The organism is Streptomyces sp. NPDC002773 (assembly GCF_040295605.1).
Classification (GTDB): domain Bacteria; phylum Actinomycetota; class Actinomycetes; order Streptomycetales; family Streptomycetaceae; genus Streptomyces.
In genome coordinates, this window is record NZ_JBEOVO010000002.1 from 256,369 (window position 1) to 272,696 (window position 16,328).

Annotated in this window: 15 protein-coding genes and 1 tRNA gene; 7 read left to right on the forward strand and 9 right to left on the reverse strand. The window is 70.2% G+C overall.

Features of this window, described 5'->3' with window-relative positions:
- The first annotated feature begins 26 nt into the window (after positions 1-26).
- Complete coding sequence (locus tag ABT034_RS03795; RefSeq protein WP_351210901.1) at positions 27-506, forward strand: MarR family winged helix-turn-helix transcriptional regulator; 480 nt, start codon at positions 27-29, stop codon at positions 504-506.
- A gap of 55 nt (positions 507-561) precedes the next feature.
- On the opposite strand, the gene ABT034_RS03800 is transcribed toward ABT034_RS03795, so the two are convergent.
- From ABT034_RS03800 to ABT034_RS03810, 3 genes are all read right to left on the reverse strand, one after another.
- A complete protein-coding gene (locus ABT034_RS03800; RefSeq protein WP_351210903.1) occupies positions 562-1,221 on the reverse strand; it encodes a response regulator transcription factor in 660 nt (219 codons plus the stop codon).
- 38 nt (positions 1,222-1,259) lie between these two features.
- Complete coding sequence (locus tag ABT034_RS03805; protein ID WP_351211392.1) at positions 1,260-3,038, reverse strand: sensor histidine kinase; 1,779 nt, start codon at positions 3,036-3,038, stop codon at positions 1,260-1,262.
- A 167-nt stretch (positions 3,039-3,205) separates the two neighbouring features.
- Positions 3,206-3,292: transfer RNA gene (locus ABT034_RS03810), tRNA-Leu, on the reverse strand.
- Between the two features lie 409 nt (positions 3,293-3,701).
- On the opposite strand from ABT034_RS03810, the gene ABT034_RS03815 reads away from it, so the two are divergent.
- The 6 genes from ABT034_RS03815 to pknB all read left to right on the forward strand — a co-directional run bounded on the left by ABT034_RS03815 (position 3,702) and on the right by pknB (position 11,933).
- On the forward strand, positions 3,702-4,568 hold the full coding sequence (locus tag ABT034_RS03815) for an FHA domain-containing protein (RefSeq protein ID WP_351210905.1): 867 nt from the start codon (positions 3,702-3,704) through the stop codon (positions 4,566-4,568).
- 10 nt (positions 4,569-4,578) lie between these two features.
- Positions 4,579-5,100 carry an FHA domain-containing protein FhaB/FipA gene (locus ABT034_RS03820; protein WP_351210907.1) on the forward strand — a complete coding sequence of 174 codons (522 nt, stop codon included), beginning with the start codon at positions 4,579-4,581 and terminating at the stop codon, positions 5,098-5,100.
- Between the two features lie 179 nt (positions 5,101-5,279).
- Positions 5,280-6,770 carry a Stp1/IreP family PP2C-type Ser/Thr phosphatase gene (locus ABT034_RS03825; RefSeq protein WP_351210909.1) on the forward strand — a complete coding sequence of 497 codons (1,491 nt, stop codon included), beginning with the start codon at positions 5,280-5,282 and terminating at the stop codon, positions 6,768-6,770.
- Between the two features lie 26 nt (positions 6,771-6,796).
- Positions 6,797-8,236 (forward strand): FtsW/RodA/SpoVE family cell cycle protein, encoded by a 1,440-nt coding sequence (locus tag ABT034_RS03830; protein ID WP_351210911.1) that lies wholly within the window; start codon positions 6,797-6,799, stop codon positions 8,234-8,236.
- On the forward strand, positions 8,233-9,696 hold the full coding sequence (locus ABT034_RS03835) for a peptidoglycan D,D-transpeptidase FtsI family protein (protein WP_351210913.1): 1,464 nt from the start codon (positions 8,233-8,235) through the stop codon (positions 9,694-9,696). The genes ABT034_RS03830 and ABT034_RS03835 overlap by 4 nt, the downstream gene beginning before the upstream one ends.
- Positions 9,697-9,851: 155 nt before the next feature.
- On the forward strand, positions 9,852-11,933 hold the full coding sequence (gene pknB / locus ABT034_RS03840; protein ID WP_351210915.1) for a Stk1 family PASTA domain-containing Ser/Thr kinase: 2,082 nt from the start codon (positions 9,852-9,854) through the stop codon (positions 11,931-11,933).
- Between the two features lie 112 nt (positions 11,934-12,045).
- Here the strand turns inward: pknB and ABT034_RS03845 are convergent, their stop codons facing one another.
- The 6 genes from ABT034_RS03845 to ABT034_RS03870 all read right to left on the reverse strand — a co-directional run bounded on the left by ABT034_RS03845 (position 12,046) and on the right by ABT034_RS03870 (position 16,263).
- Entirely contained in the window at positions 12,046-12,720 is a 675-nt protein-coding gene (locus ABT034_RS03845) for a class E sortase (protein ID WP_351210917.1), read from the reverse strand.
- 37 nt (positions 12,721-12,757) lie between these two features.
- Positions 12,758-13,936, reverse strand: a complete 1,179-nt coding sequence (locus ABT034_RS03850; RefSeq protein ID WP_351210919.1) for a class E sortase — start codon at positions 13,934-13,936, stop codon at positions 12,758-12,760.
- Complete coding sequence (locus ABT034_RS03855) at positions 13,933-14,571, reverse strand: aminodeoxychorismate/anthranilate synthase component II (RefSeq protein WP_351210921.1); 639 nt, start codon at positions 14,569-14,571, stop codon at positions 13,933-13,935. The genes ABT034_RS03850 and ABT034_RS03855 overlap by 4 nt, the downstream gene beginning before the upstream one ends.
- Positions 14,568-14,729, reverse strand: a complete 162-nt coding sequence (locus ABT034_RS03860) for a hypothetical protein (RefSeq protein ID WP_024760376.1) — start codon at positions 14,727-14,729, stop codon at positions 14,568-14,570. The genes ABT034_RS03855 and ABT034_RS03860 overlap by 4 nt, the downstream gene beginning before the upstream one ends.
- A 64-nt stretch (positions 14,730-14,793) precedes the next feature.
- On the reverse strand, positions 14,794-15,471 hold the full coding sequence (locus ABT034_RS03865) for a class E sortase (protein ID WP_351211394.1): 678 nt from the start codon (positions 15,469-15,471) through the stop codon (positions 14,794-14,796).
- A gap of 24 nt (positions 15,472-15,495) precedes the next feature.
- On the reverse strand, positions 15,496-16,263 hold the full coding sequence (locus ABT034_RS03870) for a DUF881 domain-containing protein (protein WP_351210924.1): 768 nt from the start codon (positions 16,261-16,263) through the stop codon (positions 15,496-15,498).
- Positions 16,264-16,328: the final 65 nt, after the last annotated feature.

A 16,328-nucleotide genomic window follows, 5' to 3' on the forward strand; every position in this document is an offset into this window, starting at 1 on the left:
GCCCGCCCGCCGACGAGGGAGCCACCATGACCGGCGCCGCAGAACCCCCACGCGAGGTGTCCGTGGACGTCATCCAGCGCGAGCTGACGGCGTTCGCCCGCCGGGCACGCGCCGCAGCCGCCCGGGTCCACCCCGAACTCCCGCTCGTCTCGTACACGCTCCTCGCCCACATCGAGGAGCAGAGCGGCTGCCGCGCGACCGACCTCGCGGCCCACTACCTGCTGGACAAGTCGACGGTCAGCCGCCAGATCGCGGCCCTGGAGAAGCTCGGCTTCATCGAGCGCCGCCCCGCCCCCGACGACCACCGCGTGCACGTCCTGCACCCCACCGAAGCGGGCACCGAGGTGCTGGCCTCGGCCCGGACGAGCCGTCACGCGGCCTACCAGGAGCGCCTCAAGGACTGGCCGGCCGAGGACCTCGCCCGCTTCGCCGCCTACCTGCTCCGCTACAACGCCGCCGACCCGACCGACCCCCCGACCGACCTCCCCGAGGGCCCCTCACGCTGAGCCCCCCAGCCCGCCGCCCCCGATCCCGCCGCCCCCGATCCCGCTGCCCCGGCCCCTACAGCCCCGCGTCCCGGGCCAGCAGCGCCGCCTGCACCCGGTTCTCGCAGTCCAGTTTGGCGAGGATCCGGCTCACGTACGTCTTCACCGTCGCCTCGCTCATGTGCAGCCGCTTCCCCGCGTCCGCGTTGGAGAGCCCCTCTCCGAGCAGCGCCAGTACGTCCCGTTCCTTCTCGCTCAGCGCCGCGACCCTCCCCCGCGCCTGCTCCGCGCGAGCCGCCTCCCGGCCGCCGGCCAGCCGCTCCACCACGTGCCGGGTCGCCGCCGGCGACAGATACGCGTCGCCCGCCGCGGCCGCCCGTACGGCCCGGATCAGCTCCGCGGGGGCCGTGTCCTTGAGCAGGAACCCGGCCCCGCCGTGCTCGAGCGCCCGCAGCACGTTCTCCCGTTCCCCGAAGGTCGTCAGGACGATCACCCGGGCCTTCGGCGCCGCCCGGCGCAGCTCCGGCAGGGCCGAGAGACCGTCGAGCACCGGCATCTGGATGTCGAGGAGCACCACGTCGGCGGCGTGCGACCGAGCCGCCTCGACCGCCTCCCGGCCGTCAGCGGCCTCGCCGACGACCTCGATCTCCGGGTCCGAGGTGAGGATCATCCGGATCCCGGCCCTGATCAGAGGCTCGTCGTCGGCGATCACGACCCTGATCGACTGCCCTGCCACCGCTGTTCCCCCACCCCTTCGGTACGGGCGGATGAGCGCTACCGCGCCTCGACCTCGTACGACTTCTTCTCGATCAGCTTGCCGTCCTTGAAACAGAACCGGAAGACAGGCTCCGTCTCGAAGGTCTCACCCATCTCCGAGGACATCAGCACCAGGCAGTCGGCACCCTCCGGTCTTGCGGGCCCCTTGCCGCTCAGACCCGCGGTGGCGATCGTGTCCCCCGACGGAAGCAGGCCACGGACCTCCTCCTCGGACGCCCCCACCTTCACCGCGTCGTACTGCTCGGGGTCGATCATCCCCTCCTTCAGCGAGCCCACCAGGAAGTAGAGGCCGAACCCCGCAGCCACCACCAGCAGCACGAGCGCCGCGAACGAGATCCCGCAGCCCAGCGCGATCGAACCGCCCGTACTTCTGCCCCTGCCCCCACGCATCGCCATCGCGAGCTCCCGCTCCGTGAACGTCCAGTCGGCCGGTCCGACCACGACCGGACGACCATCGCCCACCAGCGGCTTCGTGGTCTGCTGCCGGAAGTCGTCGGCCACATCGACCAAAGGCGCTGCCTCCGCGACGGGCGCCGCCCCGTACGGCAGCATCCCGGCCACCCGGAACCCGCCGCCGTCGGCCGGACCCGCATGGCACATGCCTCCCACCAGGCGGGCCCGCTCGGCGAGTCCGTCCAGTCCCTGCCCGCCGCTCACCACGTCCTTCGCGGGCCCGTCCGTCGGCCTCTCGTTGAGGACCTCCACGACGAAGGTGTCCGGCTCGTAGCGCAGTTCGACACCGATCGGCGCTCCCGGCGCGTACTTGTAGGCGTTGGTCAGTGCCTCCTGCACGATCCGGTACGCGGCGTGGTCGGCGGCCGGCGCCAGCGTCCGCTCCTCCCCCGACCGTCTCAGCCCGACCGAGGTGCCGGACGCCCGTGCCGCCTCCACGAGCCCCTCGATGCCCGCGATCCCCCGTGCGGCCCGCCCCGTCTCGTCCCCGGCCCGCCCGGGTGCCGGGGACGTCCCGTCGACGGCCTCGACGCCGTCGCGGAGTATCCCGACGACCTCCCGCAGCTCGTGCATCGCGGTCACCGAGGCGTTCCGCAGGACCCCCACCACCTCGCGCTGCCGTTCGCTCAGCTCCCGGTCCACCTCGAGGGCGCCCGTGTGCACGGCGATGAGGGCCAGCTGGTGCCCGAGGCTGTCGTGCATGTCCTGGGCGATCCGCTGCCGCTCTCTCAGCCGCGCCTGCCAGGCAACCATCGTCCGCTCCCGCAGCAGCTGGGCGTTGCGCTCCTGGAGCGCGTGCAGCAGGGTCCGCCGCTGGGTCCAGTAGCGGTGGGCGAGCCCGGGAGCCAGCGTGGTGCCCAGGTAGTAGAGGGTCGCCGTGAGGGCGACGGCGAGCAGCCGCTGCCGGTCCCAGGGCCCGACGAGGCTCCCCCCGACGTTCAGGACGAAGGCGGCGATGAACGCGGCAAGCGCCCGCCCGACGCCCGCGATGTACCGGCCGGACGACCAGCCGACCACGAGCAGCAGGGGGCCGAAGCCGGGCACGAAGGGCGTGAGCCCCGCGGTCAGGACGAGCACGCTCGCGGGAAGTCTGCGCCGCACCAGCGACAGCGCGGCGGAACCGGCGGCCACCCCGGCCAGCCGCCAGCCCTCGCCGCCCAGCAGGTCCTCGGTCCCGGCGCCCAGCAGCGCGACGACCGCGGCGAGCGCCACCTCACCGGTGGTCCTGCGCCCCGACCACTGCCCCGGCACCGCGAACCAGGCCCAACCGGCAGCGAGCAAGGCCCCGACCCCGTACGAACTCCGGGTCCCCGACTTCGACATAACGTCCACGCTCGCACCGTAGGCCGCGGCCCGACGCCAGGACTTCCCTCTTTCGTCTCGGCCGCCGACGACCAAAGTCGCACCCGACCACCACGAGACGTGGGAAGCCTCACACGCACCCGACAACGCGGAAGCCCCGTAGGTCGATGACCTACGGGGCTTCCGTCTGGTGCGCGAGGGGGGAGTTGAACCCCCACGCCCTTTCGGGCACTGGAACCTGAATCCAGCGCGTCTGCCTATTCCGCCACCCGCGCATTGGGTGTGCTCCGGGCTCTCTCACTTTTCGGTGCGAGTGCCTGGCGACATCAGAAGATTAGCACGTCGCAGACCGTGGATTCACATCCGTTGTTTCGGCTCCGCTCGGGAAGACCAAGGTGAGGAAGGGACAGAAGCACGGAAGCGGGAAGGAGGGGAGAGAGGGAGGGCCGGAGAGGGAGGAAGGAGAGGGAGGAAGGGGACGGACCGCCCCCGCAGCCGGACCGAGCCGCCGTTCCCACAGCCGGGTGCGGGACACTGTCCACAGCCCGCCTCTACGATCCGTGGGGAAAGCCTGTGAGAGGTGACACTCGTCCACAGGGCAGAGAAGGGGAACCAGCCGATTTCCCGACGCGTGGATACGATCAGTAAGCAGTACCAGGACGACAACGACGGAGGAGGTGCCCCATGGGAGTCATGAAGCGTTTCGAGCAGCGTCTCGAAGGTCTGGTCAACGGCACCTTCGCCAAAGTCTTCAAGTCCGAGGTCCAGCCGGTCGAGATCGCCGGCGCGCTCCAGCGCGAGTGCGACAACAACGCGCAGATCTGGAACCGCGAGCGGACCGTCGTCCCCAACGACTTCATCGTGGAGCTGAGCACACCGGACTACGAGCGTCTCAGCCCCTACTCGGGACAGCTCGGCGACGAGCTCGCCGGCCTGGTCAGGGACTACGCGAAGCAGCAGCGGTACACCTTCATGGGCCCGATCAAGGTCCACCTGGAGAAGGCCGAGGACCTCGAGACCGGCCTGTACCGCGTTCGCAGCCGCACGCTCGCGTCGAGTACGTCACAGCCTCAGCCGCCCGCGGGCGGACACGCACACCAGCAGCCTGGCCCGGCACAGGGCGGCCGCGGCGGCTACGGGTACCCCCCGGCCGGCGCCCCGCCCATGCCCGCCTCCCCGCCGCCCGGCGCCCCCGGCCCCCGGCCGACGGCCGCCGCGGGCGGAGCCGGCGCCATGCCCGGCGCCGGTACCCACGGCGGAGCGGGCACCCGGGTGCGCCACTGGATCGAGATCAACGGCACCCGCCATCAGATCTCCCGCCCGACCCTGGTCCTCGGCCGCAGCACCGACGCGGACGTGAGGATCGACGATCCCGGCGTCTCCCGCCGGCACTGCGAGATCCGGACCGGAACGCCCTCGACGATCCAGGATCTGGGATCCACCAACGGCATCGTGGTGGACGGGCAGCACACCACCCGCGCTACGCTCCGCGACGGCTCGCGGATCGTCGTGGGTAGTACCACCATCGTTTACCGGCAAGCCGAAGGGTGAAGCGGGGGCAATGTCAGAGCTGACCCTGACGGTCATGCGGTTGGGTTTCCTGGCCGTTCTGTGGCTGTTCGTCATCGTGGCCGTCCAGGTCATCCGTAGCGACCTCTTCGGTACGCGGGTGACCCAGCGAGGTTCACGGCGCCAGGAGGCGCGATCCCAACAGCAGGCGCGGCAGGCTGCCGCGCCTCCGCAGCAGCGCGGCCAGCAGAGCGCGGGCGGTGGGCGGCAGCGCCGCGGCGCCCCGACCAAGCTGGTCGTCTCCGAGGGCACCCTCACCGGCACGACCGTCGCCCTCCAGGGGCAGACGATCACGCTGGGCCGGGCGCACGATTCGACGATCGTCCTGGACGACGACTACGCGTCCAGCCGGCACGCCAGGATCTACCCGGACCGGGACGGCCAGTGGATCGTCGAGGATCTCGGGTCCACCAACGGCACGTATCTCGACCGGACCCGCCTCACCACCGCCACACCGATTCCGCTGGGCGCGCCGATCCGCATCGGCAAGACCGTCATCGAGCTGCGGAAGTAGTGCTACATCATGAATAGGCGCGAGCGGAGCGAGCGAGTCGGGACGGTCCCCGCCACAGGCTGTGCCGCGCTCCCGACCGGAGCGAACGAGGCGACCGGCGTGACCGGAGCGACCGGAGGGTGGGCAGTGTGGGTCGAGACCGGCCGTACCCCGATGCAGCGGCGACAGGGCAGGTGCGCATGAGTCTGTCCCTGCGATTCGCCGCGGGTTCGCACAAGGGCATGATCCGCGAGGGCAACGAGGACTCGGGCTACGCCGGTCCCCGGCTGCTCGCCATCGCCGACGGCATGGGCGGCCAGGCCGCCGGTGAGGTCGCCTCCTCCGAGGTGATCTCCACCCTCGTCACGCTCGACGACGACGTCCCGGGCTCCGACATCCTCACCTCGCTCGGTACGGCGGTGCAGCGCGCCAACGACCAGCTCCGGATGATGGTCGAGGAGGACCCGCAGCTGGAGGGCATGGGCACCACGCTCACCGCCCTCCTGTGGACCGGCCAGCGGCTCGGTCTCGTGCACGTCGGCGACTCCCGCGCCTATCTGCTCCGCGACGGCGTCCTCACCCAGATCACCCAGGACCACACCTGGGTCCAGCGGCTCGTCGACGAGGGCCGGATCACCGAGGAAGAGGCGACCACCCACCCGCAGCGCTCGCTCCTCATGCGCGCGCTCGGCAGCGGCGACCACGTCGAACCCGACCTCTCCATCCGTGAGGTCCGGGCCGGCGACCGCTATCTGATCTGCTCCGACGGCCTGTCCGGCGTCGTCTCGCACCAGACGCTCGAGGACACCCTCGCCAGCTACCAGGGCCCGCAGGAGACCGTGCAGGAGCTGATCCAGCTCGCGCTGCGCGGCGGCGGCCCCGACAACATCACGGTGATCGTCGCCGACGTCCTCGACGTCGACGGCGGCGACACCCTCGCCGGCCACCTCAGCGACACCCCGGTCATCGTGGGCGCGGTCGCGGAGAACCAGGCCCAGCTGAACGACGGCGGGGCGATGCAGACCCCGGCCGGCCGCGCCTCCGGTCTCGGCCGCACGGCCGCGCACCAGCAGCCGCCCGCCGGCGGCTTCGGTCCGCCCGGCAGCGGCGACGACCACGGCTACGGCGGCATGCCCCCGCAGGGCTCCTTCGAGTCGTACACGGACGACGACTTCGTGAAGCCGCGCCCCGGCCGCAAGTGGCTCAAGCGCTCCTTCCTCCTCGTCCTCGTCCTGGCGGTCGTCGGCGGCGGTCTCTACGGCGGCTGGCGCTGGACGCAGACGCAGTACTTCGTCGGTTCCAAGGACCAGCACGTGGCGCTGTACCAGGGCATCAGCCAGGACCTGGCCTGGGTCTCGCTCTCGAAGGTCCAGAAGGACCACCCCGAGATCGAACTCAAGTACCTCCCCGCCTACCAGCGGAAGCAGGTCGAGGACACGATCGCGGGCGGCAGCCTCGGCAAGGCCGAGACGAAGATCGCCGAGCTGGCGGCGCAGGCCTCGGCCTGCAAGAAGTCCGAGCAGCGCCGCGAGGCCGCCGAGAAGGCCGCCGACCAGGCGAGCAAGCCGCCGACCGAGAAGCCCGGCGACGCCGCCACCCCTGACCCCAAGCCCACCACAGCCGCTCCGTCCCCGGGTCCCACCCTCACCGCGGAGGAGCAGAAGCTGGCCTCGAACTGCGGCAAGCAGTAAGCACCCGTAGGGGGCCTTTCACCACCATGAGCGTTGTCACCAACACGACCACCATCGGCGCGATCGACGCGCCGAGCCGCCGCAACACCGAGCTGGCGCTGCTCGCGTTCGCCGTCGCCATCCCGGTGTTCGCGTACCTCAACGTGGGCCTGGCCATCGACGGCAAGGTCCCGGCCGGCATGGCCGGGTACGGGCTCGGCCTCGCCCTGCTCGCGGGCGTCGCGCACCTCGTGGTGCGGAAGTGGGCCCCGTACGCGGACCCGCTGCTGCTGCCCCTGGCCACGTTGCTCAACGGCATGGGCCTGGTGCTGATCTGGCGTCTCGACCAGTCGCCGCGGCTGATCGCCACGTCGATGCGGCTGTACAAGTCCTACAGCCCCGACGCCCCCAGCCAGATGATGTACTCGGCGATCGGCATCGCCATGTTCGTCGGCGTGCTGCTGCTCCTGAAGGACCACCGTGTCCTGCAGCGCTACACGTACATCTCCATGGTGGTCTCCCTCATCCTGCTGCTGCTGCCGCTCGTCCCCGGCCTCGGCGCGGACGTCTTCGGTGCCAAGATCTGGATCCGCATCGGCGGTTTCTCGATCCAGCCCGGCGAGTTCGCCAAGCTGGTCCTGGCGGTGTTCTTCTCCGGCTACCTGATGGTGAAGCGTGATGCCCTGGCTCTGGCCAGCCGCCGCTTCATGGGGCTCTACCTGCCCCGTGGCCGTGACCTCGGCCCGATCCTGACGATCTGGGCGGTCAGCCTCCTCATCCTGGTCTTCGAGAACGACCTCGGCACCTCGCTGCTGTTCTTCGGCATGTTCGTGATCATGCTGTACGTGGCGACCGAGCGGACCAGCTGGATCGTCATGGGCCTGTTGATGGCCGCGGGCGGCGCGGTCCTCGTCAGCTCCTTCGCCAGTCACGTCAAGTCCCGTGTGGCCGCCTGGCTCGACCCCTTCGGCTGCCTGGAGACGGCCACCGACCAGAACATGCTCAACGCCTGCGACCAGATGACGCAGGTGCTGATGTCCTTCGGCTCCGGCGGCATCCTCGGCACGGGCCTCGGTCAGGGCAACTCCGACCTCATCAGCTTCGCCGCCAACTCCGACTTCATCTTCGCCACGGTCGGCGAGGAGCTCGGCCTCACCGGCGTGATGGTCTTCCTGCTCCTCTACGGGCTGATCGTCGAACGCGGTGTCCGCACCGCCCTCGCCGCCCGAGACCCCTTCGGCAAGCTGCTCGCGATGGGCCTCTCCGGTGCCTTCGCGCTCCAGATCTTCGTCGTCGCCGGCGGTGTGATGGGCCTCATCCCGCTGACCGGTATGACCATGCCGTTCCTCGCGTACGGCGGATCCTCCGTGATCGCCAACTGGGCTCTGATCGGCATCCTGATCCGGATCAGCGACACGGCGCGCCGTCCCGCGCCCGCGCCCGCCCCGTCCCCCGACGCCGAGATGACCCAGGTGGTCCGTCCGTGAACAAGCCGCTGCGCCGGGTCGCGATCTTCTGCGGCCTGCTCATCCTCGCCCTGCTCCTGCGGGACAACTGGCTCCAGTACGTCCGCGCCGACGAGCTGAACACCCACCCCAAGAACACCCGCGTCCGGATCGAGCGGTACGCGAACGAGCGCGGCAACATCATCGTCGACGGCAAGCCGATCACCGGCTCCGTCGACTCCAAGGACCCGTACTACAAGTACAAGCGGACCTATGTCGACGGCCCCATGTGGGCCCCGGTCACCGGGTACGCCTCGCAGGCCTACGACGCCAACCAGATCGAGAAGATCGAGGACGGCATCCTCACCGGCAACGACGACCGGCTGTTCTTCGACCGCACCCTCGCCATGTTCACCGGCGAGAAGAAGAAGGGCGGCGACGTCGTCACCACCCTCAGCGGTGCCGCCCAGAAGGCCGCCTACGAGGGCCTCGGCGGCAAGACCGGCGCCGTCGTCGCCATCGAGCCGAAGACCGGCAAGATCCTGGCGATGGCCTCCACCCCCTCGTACGACCCCGCCTCGTTCGCCGGCTACTCCGGCAAGGACGAGAAGGCCTGGGTGGCGCTGGAGAAGGACAAGTCCAAGCCGAAGCAGAACCGTGCGATCCGCGAGATCTACCCGCCCGGTTCCGTCTTCAAGGTCGTCACGGCCGCCGCCGCGCTGGAGAACGGCAAGGTCACCGACATCAACGCGGCGACCGACACCCCCGAGGGCTGGAAGCTCCCGCTCTCCACCAAGGAGATGAAAAATCACGCCAAGGGCTGTGCCAACGCCAGCCTGAAGCGTGCCCTCGACATCTCCTGCAACTCGGTCTTCGCGAAGCTCGGCGACGACATCGGCGTCGAGAAGATGAACGAGATGGCGGAGAAGTTCGGTTTCAACGCCGAGCAGTTCACCCCGGTCCGCTCCGCCGCCTCCGTCTACGACAAGAAGGCCGACCGCCCCGGCAACGCGCTCTCCTCCATCGGCCAGTTCAACACCGCGACCACCCCGCTCCAGATGGCGATGGTCACGGCGGCGATCGCCAACGACGGCAAGCTGATGAAGCCGTACATGATCGACCAGCTGCGCGCCCCGAACGTCGACATCATCAAGCAGAACGAGCCGGAGGAGATGAGCCAGCCGATCAAGCCGCAGAACGCCCAGCTCCTCCAGCAGATGATGGAGAGCGTCGTCACGGACGGCACCGGCGGCAACGCCGACCTGAACATGGACGGCGTGAAGGTCGGCGGCAAGACGGGTACGGCCCAGCACGGCGACAAGAACGCCAAGCGCCCGTACGCCTGGTTCATCTCGTACGCGAAGACCTCCGAGGGCTCCCCGGTCGCGGTCGCCGTCATCGTCGAGGACTCGGAGGCCGACCGCGAGGACATCAGCGGTGGCGGTCTGGCCGCGCCGATCGCGAGGGACGTCATGAAGGCGGTCCTGAAGAGCCGGGGCTGACGTCTCGGCCCCGTACGTGCCAGGTACCGGTCAGGTATCAGCTACCGGCCCCGGGCGGAACGTCTCCCCGGGGCCGGTAGCGTATGCGCGAACAGCACACACCGCCGGACCACCCATGGGTGCGGTCGGGACAGACGGAGAGGGCTGGATTAGCTATGGAAGAGCCGCGTCGCCTCGGCGGCCGGTACGAGCTGGGCTCGGTGCTCGGCCGTGGTGGCATGGCCGAGGTGTACATCGCCCAGGACACCCGGCTCGGCCGCACCGTCGCCGTGAAGACGCTGCGGGCCGACCTGGCCCGCGATCCGTCCTTCCAGGCCCGGTTCCGCCGTGAGGCACAGTCCGCCGCCTCGCTGAACCACCCTGCGATCGTCGCGGTGTACGACACCGGCGAGGACATGGTGTACGACAGCGCCTCCGGCTCGGGCTCCGGGGTCTCCATCCCGTACATCGTGATGGAGTACGTCGACGGGTCGACCCTCCGTGAGCTGCTGCACTCCGGGCGCAAGCTGCTGCCCGAGCGCACCCTCGAGATGACGGTCGGCATCCTCCAGGCGCTGGAGTACTCGCACCGCGCGGGCATCGTGCACCGTGACATCAAGCCGGCGAACGTCATGCTGACGCGCACCGGCCAGGTCAAGGTCATGGACTTCGGCATCGCGCGCGCCATGGGCGACGCGGGCATGACCATGACGCAGACCGCCGCGGTGATCGGCACGGCCCAGTACCTCTCCCCGGAGCAGGCCAAGGGCGAGCAGGTCGACGCCCGCTCCGACCTGTACTCCACGGGTTGCCTGCTGTACGAGCTCCTCACCGTCCGGCCCCCCTTCATCGGAGACTCCCCGGTCGCGGTCGCGTACCAGCACGTCCGCGAGGAGCCGCAGACGCCGAGCAACTTCGACGCCGAGATCACGCCCGAGATGGACGCCATCGTCCTCAAGGCGCTGGTCAAGGACCCCGACTACCGCTACCAGTCCGCGGACGAGATGCGTGCGGACATCGAGGCCTGCCTCGACGGGCAGCCGGTCGCGGCGGCCGCGGCGATGGGGATGGGCATGGGCGCGCCCTCGTACGGCGGGGGCTACGGCGGCTACCCGCCGGAGGACCAGCCGACCACGGCGCTGCGCCAGGCCGACCCGGCCGGCCAGACCTCGATGCTGCCGCCGATCAACGCGGACGACGGCGGCTACGGCTACGACGACCGCCCGGACCGTCGTCGCGGCGGCCAGAAGAAGTCGAACACGTCGACGATCCTGCTGGTCCTCGCGGGCATCCTGGTGCTCGTCGGCGCGATCTTCATCGGTGTCTCCCTCTTCGACAAGAAGGAGGGCAACCGGCAGATCGGCGTCCCGCAGTTGGTCGGGCAGACGGTCGAAACGGCGAACGGGCTCGCGGCCAACGCCGGCGTGAAGTTGCTGCAGGCCGGCACCGAGCGCTGCGAGCAGCCCACGGGCTCCATCTGCCGCCAGACCCCGGTCGCCGAGCCCGGCGCGAAGATGGAGACGGGCGGCACGATCCAGCTGTACGTCTCCGAGGGCGCCCCGCTCGTGGAGGTCCCGGACGTCAAGGAGAAGTCCCAGGAGAGCGCCGAGACGCTCCTGAAGGAAAAGGGCTTCAAGGTCAAGGTCGAGCAGGAGGAGTCCGAGGAGGACCCCGGCACGGTCCTGCGCCAGAACCCTGACGGCGGCACCAAGGCAGAGAAGAACTCCGAGATCACGATCACCGTCGCGAAGCAGAAGCTGAAGACCGTTCCCCCGGTCGTCGGCAACCAGCTCGCCCAGGCCGAGCAGCAGCTGAAGGCGCTCGGTTTCGTCGTGGTCACCGAGGAGGTCGACTCCGAGAAGCCCAAGGGCGAGGTCCTGGAACAGACCCCGAACGGCAACGAGTCCGCGGCCGAGGGCGCCGAGGTCAAGCTGCGCGTCTCGAAGGGTCCGCAGGTGACCCAGGTCCAGATCCCGGCCGACATCGCCACCAAGCCGTTCAAGGACGTCAAGGCGCAGCTGGAGGCCTTGGGCCTGGTGGTTCAGCAGCAGGGCTCCGACAAGGAGGACGCCATGGTGGTGGGCTCGAATCCGGCGGCGGGTTCGATGGTCAACACCGGCGAGACGGTCACCGTCTACACGGTCGGCGGCGCCCCGGGCGACCAGGGCGGCAACGGCGACGGCAACAACGGGGACAGCAACGGGAACAACGGGGGCAACGGCGGGGACAACGCCGGCATCGGCGGCATCTTCGACTGACCCCCGCACCGCACCGCCCGCACACATGGGGAGAGCCCCGGCATCCAGTGGACGCCGGGGCTCTCCCCATGCCTGGGCAGGTGCCCGATCGCCCGATTAACCGATTACCCGATCAGCGGAGTTCCGCCGGAGGCGTCCGGTCGCGGTCGACCTTCTCCGTGCGCTCCAGCTCGCCCCAGACGATGTACCGGTAGTCGGAGGTGTACAGGGGCGTGCAGGTGGTCAGGGTGACGTAGCGGCCGGGCTTGGTCTTGCCGGATTCCTTGGGCACGGGCTGGAGGACGTCCACGTTGTACTTCGTGGTCTCCGGAAGGGACTTGTAGACCTTGTAGACGAACCAGGTGTCCTTCGACTCGAAGACGATCGCGTCGCCGGTCTTCAACTTGTGGATGTTGTGGAACTTGGCCCCGTGCCCGTCGCGGTGCGCGGCGAGCGTGAAGTTGCCCTGCTTGTCCTGCGGGAGCGCGGACTTGATCGGGTCGGTGTAGTAGCCGGCGACGCCGTTGTTGAGGATGCCGCTGGTGGTGCCCCGCTTGACCAGGATCTCGTCACCGCCCATGGCGGGGACGTGCAGGAAGCCGATGCCGTCCTTCGTGTCGAGCGCGCCGGGGCCGTCGGCCCAGCGGTCGCGGACCTGGGCGCCGTCCTGGTCGGCGGCCCGGTCGGCGAGGACGTTCGTCCACCACAGGGAGTAGACGACGAAGAGGCCGAGCACCAGGCCCGCGGTGATGAGGAGTTCACCGAAGAGGCTGATGATTCCGGCGATCCGATTACGCACGCGTGCCACTAGGTCGTCCCGTCGTCCCGTCCGGAGGTGTCGGGTCTCAGCCTACGAGCGCTTCGGGCTTTCCCTTGCTGCGCGGTCGTTCCTCGACCAGCTTGCCCCACACGATCATCCGGTACGTGCTGGTGAACTCGGGTGTGCAGGTGGTCAGCGTGATGTACCTGCCCGGTCCGGTGAAGCCCGAGCCCTTCGGCACCGGGTCGATCACGGAGACGTTGGAGGGCGCGGTCTGCGGCAGGATGCTCGCCATCTCGTAGGTGTAGTACGCGCTCTGGGTCTCGACGACGATCGGGTCGCCGGGCTTCAGGCGGTTGATGTACCGGAACGGCTCACCGTGGGTGTTGCGGTGGCCGGCGACCGCGAAGTTGCCCTGCTTGTCGGAGGGCATGGCCGTCTTGAGACTGCCCTCGGCGTAGTGGCCGGCCATGCCCTTGTCGAGGACCTTGGCCTTGTCGATGCCCTCGGCGACGGGGACGACGACGTCCAGCTTGGGGATGTACATGATGGCGAAGCCCTCACCCGGCTCGAACGCCTCCGGCTTGGTCTCGCCCTTGGCCCAGGTGTCCTCGATCTGCTCCTTGGCCTGGTCGGTCTCCTGACCGGCCAGGACGTTCGTCCACCACAGCTGGTAGGTGACGAAGAGCAGCATCACGACGCCGAAGGTGATGAAGAGTTCCCCGACGGCGCGGCTGGCGATGACGCCGAAGCTGTCCTTGGCGGCGCGGGCGGCGCGCCGGGCCTCGACGCGGGAGAGCGGGGCGGGAGAGGCGGGGGGCGTGGCCGGGCCGCCGGGCGGGCCGCCGCGGCTCTTGCCGCGGCCGCCGCCCTTGGCGGCACGGCGGCGTTCGGCCCTGCCGGGTCCGGGAAGGGGCTCCACGGCCGCCAGGGGCATCGTCTCGCTCGGGGAGGCCTGCCGGGGCTTCTCCGCCTCGTACGGCTCGTACGGGGGCACGTAGGGGTCCTCGTAGGGGGGCTGGGGGTTGGAGCGGCCCTGCTCGGTGGCGGCCTGTCCGTACCCCGGGTCCTGGCCGTACGCGGCGGTGGTGGCCTGTCCGTACCCAGGGTCCTGCCCGTACGCGGCCTGCCCCTGCCCGTACGTCGTCTCCTGCCCGTACGGGTACGGCGACGGCGCCCCGTACGGGTCCGCGGGTATCGGCTCGGGTCCCGGCTCGGCTCCCGGCTCGTTCGTCGGCCGGAACCAGGGAGAGCCCGTCGTCACGCGACGGCCTTGCCCACCACCGGCGCGAGCCCCGCCGACCGTCCGACCGCCCCCTTGTCGCCGCACTGCTCGAGCCAGTTGGCGAGCATCAGGTGGCCGTGCTCGGTGAGGACCGACTCGGGGTGGAACTGGACGCCCTCGACGGGCAGTTCGCGGTGACGCAGGCCCATGATGATGCCGTCCTCGGTCCGCGCGGTGACCTCGAGTTCGGCCGGCAGGGCCCCGGGCTCGGCGGCCAGCGAGTGGTAGCGGGTGGCGGTGAACGGCGAGGGCAGGCCGGCGAAGACGCCCTTGCCCTCGTGCGTGACGGGGGAGGTCTTGCCGTGCAGCAGCTCGGGCGCGCGGTCGACGACTCCGCCGTACGCCACGGCCATCGACTGCATGCCGAGGCAGACGCCGAAGACGGGCACGCCGGTGGCCGCGCAGTGCCGGACCATGTCGATGCAGACACCGGCCTGCTCGGGCGCGCCGGGTCCCGGCGAGAGCAGGACACCGTCGAAGCCGTCCTGGGCATGGCTCAGTTCGACCTCGTCGTTGCGCAGGACCTCGCACTCGGCGCCGAGCTGGTAGAGGTACTGGACGAGGTTGAAGACGAAGCTGTCGTAGTTGTCGACGACGAGAATCCGCGCGCTCACTGGCCGTCCACCGTCACATCGTTGAACGGAAGCAGAGGCTCCGCCCAGGGGAACACGTACTGGAAGAGGGCGTAGACGACCGCGAGGACCAGCACGATCGAGATCAGCGCGCGCACCCACGCGTTGCCCGGCAGATGCCGCCAGATCCAGCCGTACATGACGTCGACCGCCCCTTCCGTTCGTTACGGGGACCAGAGTACGGGGCGAGGGGGCCCTGAGGGGTCAGCCGGCCAAAGCCTGTGGACGACCGTCGGCGACCGGCCGGGTGGCGTCGAGGTGCGCCCAGACGACGAGCCGGTGGCTGCTGCCCCACTCGGGCTCGCAGGTCGTGAGGGTGAGATAGCGGCCGGGCCCGTCGAAGCCCGACTTCGCGGGCAGCGGGTCGACGACCCCGACGTCCGTGGGCACGGTCCGGTAGGGGCCGCGGGTGATCCGGTACGTGAACCAGGTCGTCCCGTCGGTCAGGACCACCGCGTCGCCGGCACGCAGCCGCGGGAAGTCCCGGAAGGGGTCCCCGTAGGTGCGGCGGTGCCCCGCGACGGCGAAGTTGCCGGTCCCGCCGAGCCGGGCGGTGGCGGCGTAGTGCCCGAGGCCCTTCTTCAGGACGTCGGTGCCGGTGCCTTCGAGGACCGGCCACTTCCAGTCCTTGCCGAGCCGTGGGACGTACATGACAGCGATTCCCTTGCCCGGGGCGTAGGACGCGGTACCGGGTCCCGCAGAGTCGGCGGGTGCGGCCGTGACCGGGGTGCTCGCCCACTCCCGCTGGAGGGTGTCGATCTGGCCGGCGCTCGCGCTCGCGGCCTGGACGCCGGTCCAGTGCAGGACATATGCGACGAAGAGGACGATCAGGGCGCCGGCGGTCAGGCACAGTTCACTGAGGGTCCTGACGACGAGACGCAAGCCCCCCAAGCCGCCCTCCCGCTGTCAGCTCACCGGCTTCGCGTGGTGGAGGTCCACTGTGCCCGAGTAGCCGGGCAGAGTCACCGCCCTGTGCTCGTCGACTTTCCAGCCGAGCCCGTACGCCTTCACGTACAGCTGGTAGTTCTGGATCGCCGGGGAACCGGCGAGCGCCCGGCTCAGCTTTCCCCGGTCGCCGACGGCCGTGATCTTGTACGGGGGCGAGTAGACGCGGCCCTGGAGGATCAGGGTGTTGCCGACGCAGCGCACGGCGCTGGTGGAGATGAGCCGCTGGTCCATGACCCGGATCCCCTCGGCTCCGCCCTGCCACAGGGCGTTGACGACGGCCTGGAGGTCCTGCTGGTGGATGACGAGGTCGTTGGCCTGCGGCTCGGGGTAGCCGGGGGCGGCCTGCGCGTTCGGCGGGGCGTCGTCGAGGGTGACGGTCAGACCGGAGCCGGCGACCTCGGTGGTGCCCGCCGACGCCTCCAGCGCGTCGAGTCTCGCGTCCTCCGCACGGGTGGATCCGTCGTCGCGGGCGGCGAGCGAGTCGACCTGGGAGCGGAGGGCGGCGGTGGACTCGTCGAGGCCGGCGTTCTTGTGGCTGCGCTCCTCGATCAGGTCGGAGAGCCGCAGCAGGGAGGCGTCCGTGCGGAGGTTGGTGCCCTTGGCGGTGTTGAAGCTCGTGACGAAGATCAGACCGGCGAGGGCGAAAACGGCAAGGGTGAGGACCCGGACGGGGCGCCACCTCGCGGTGCGACCCGCTCCTTCGGGAGTGCCGGCGGAATTGCTCAACGTACCCTGATCCCCTTCGGTGCCGCGGAACCACTACGCTAACGGACGCCTGGGGGACGCAGTCG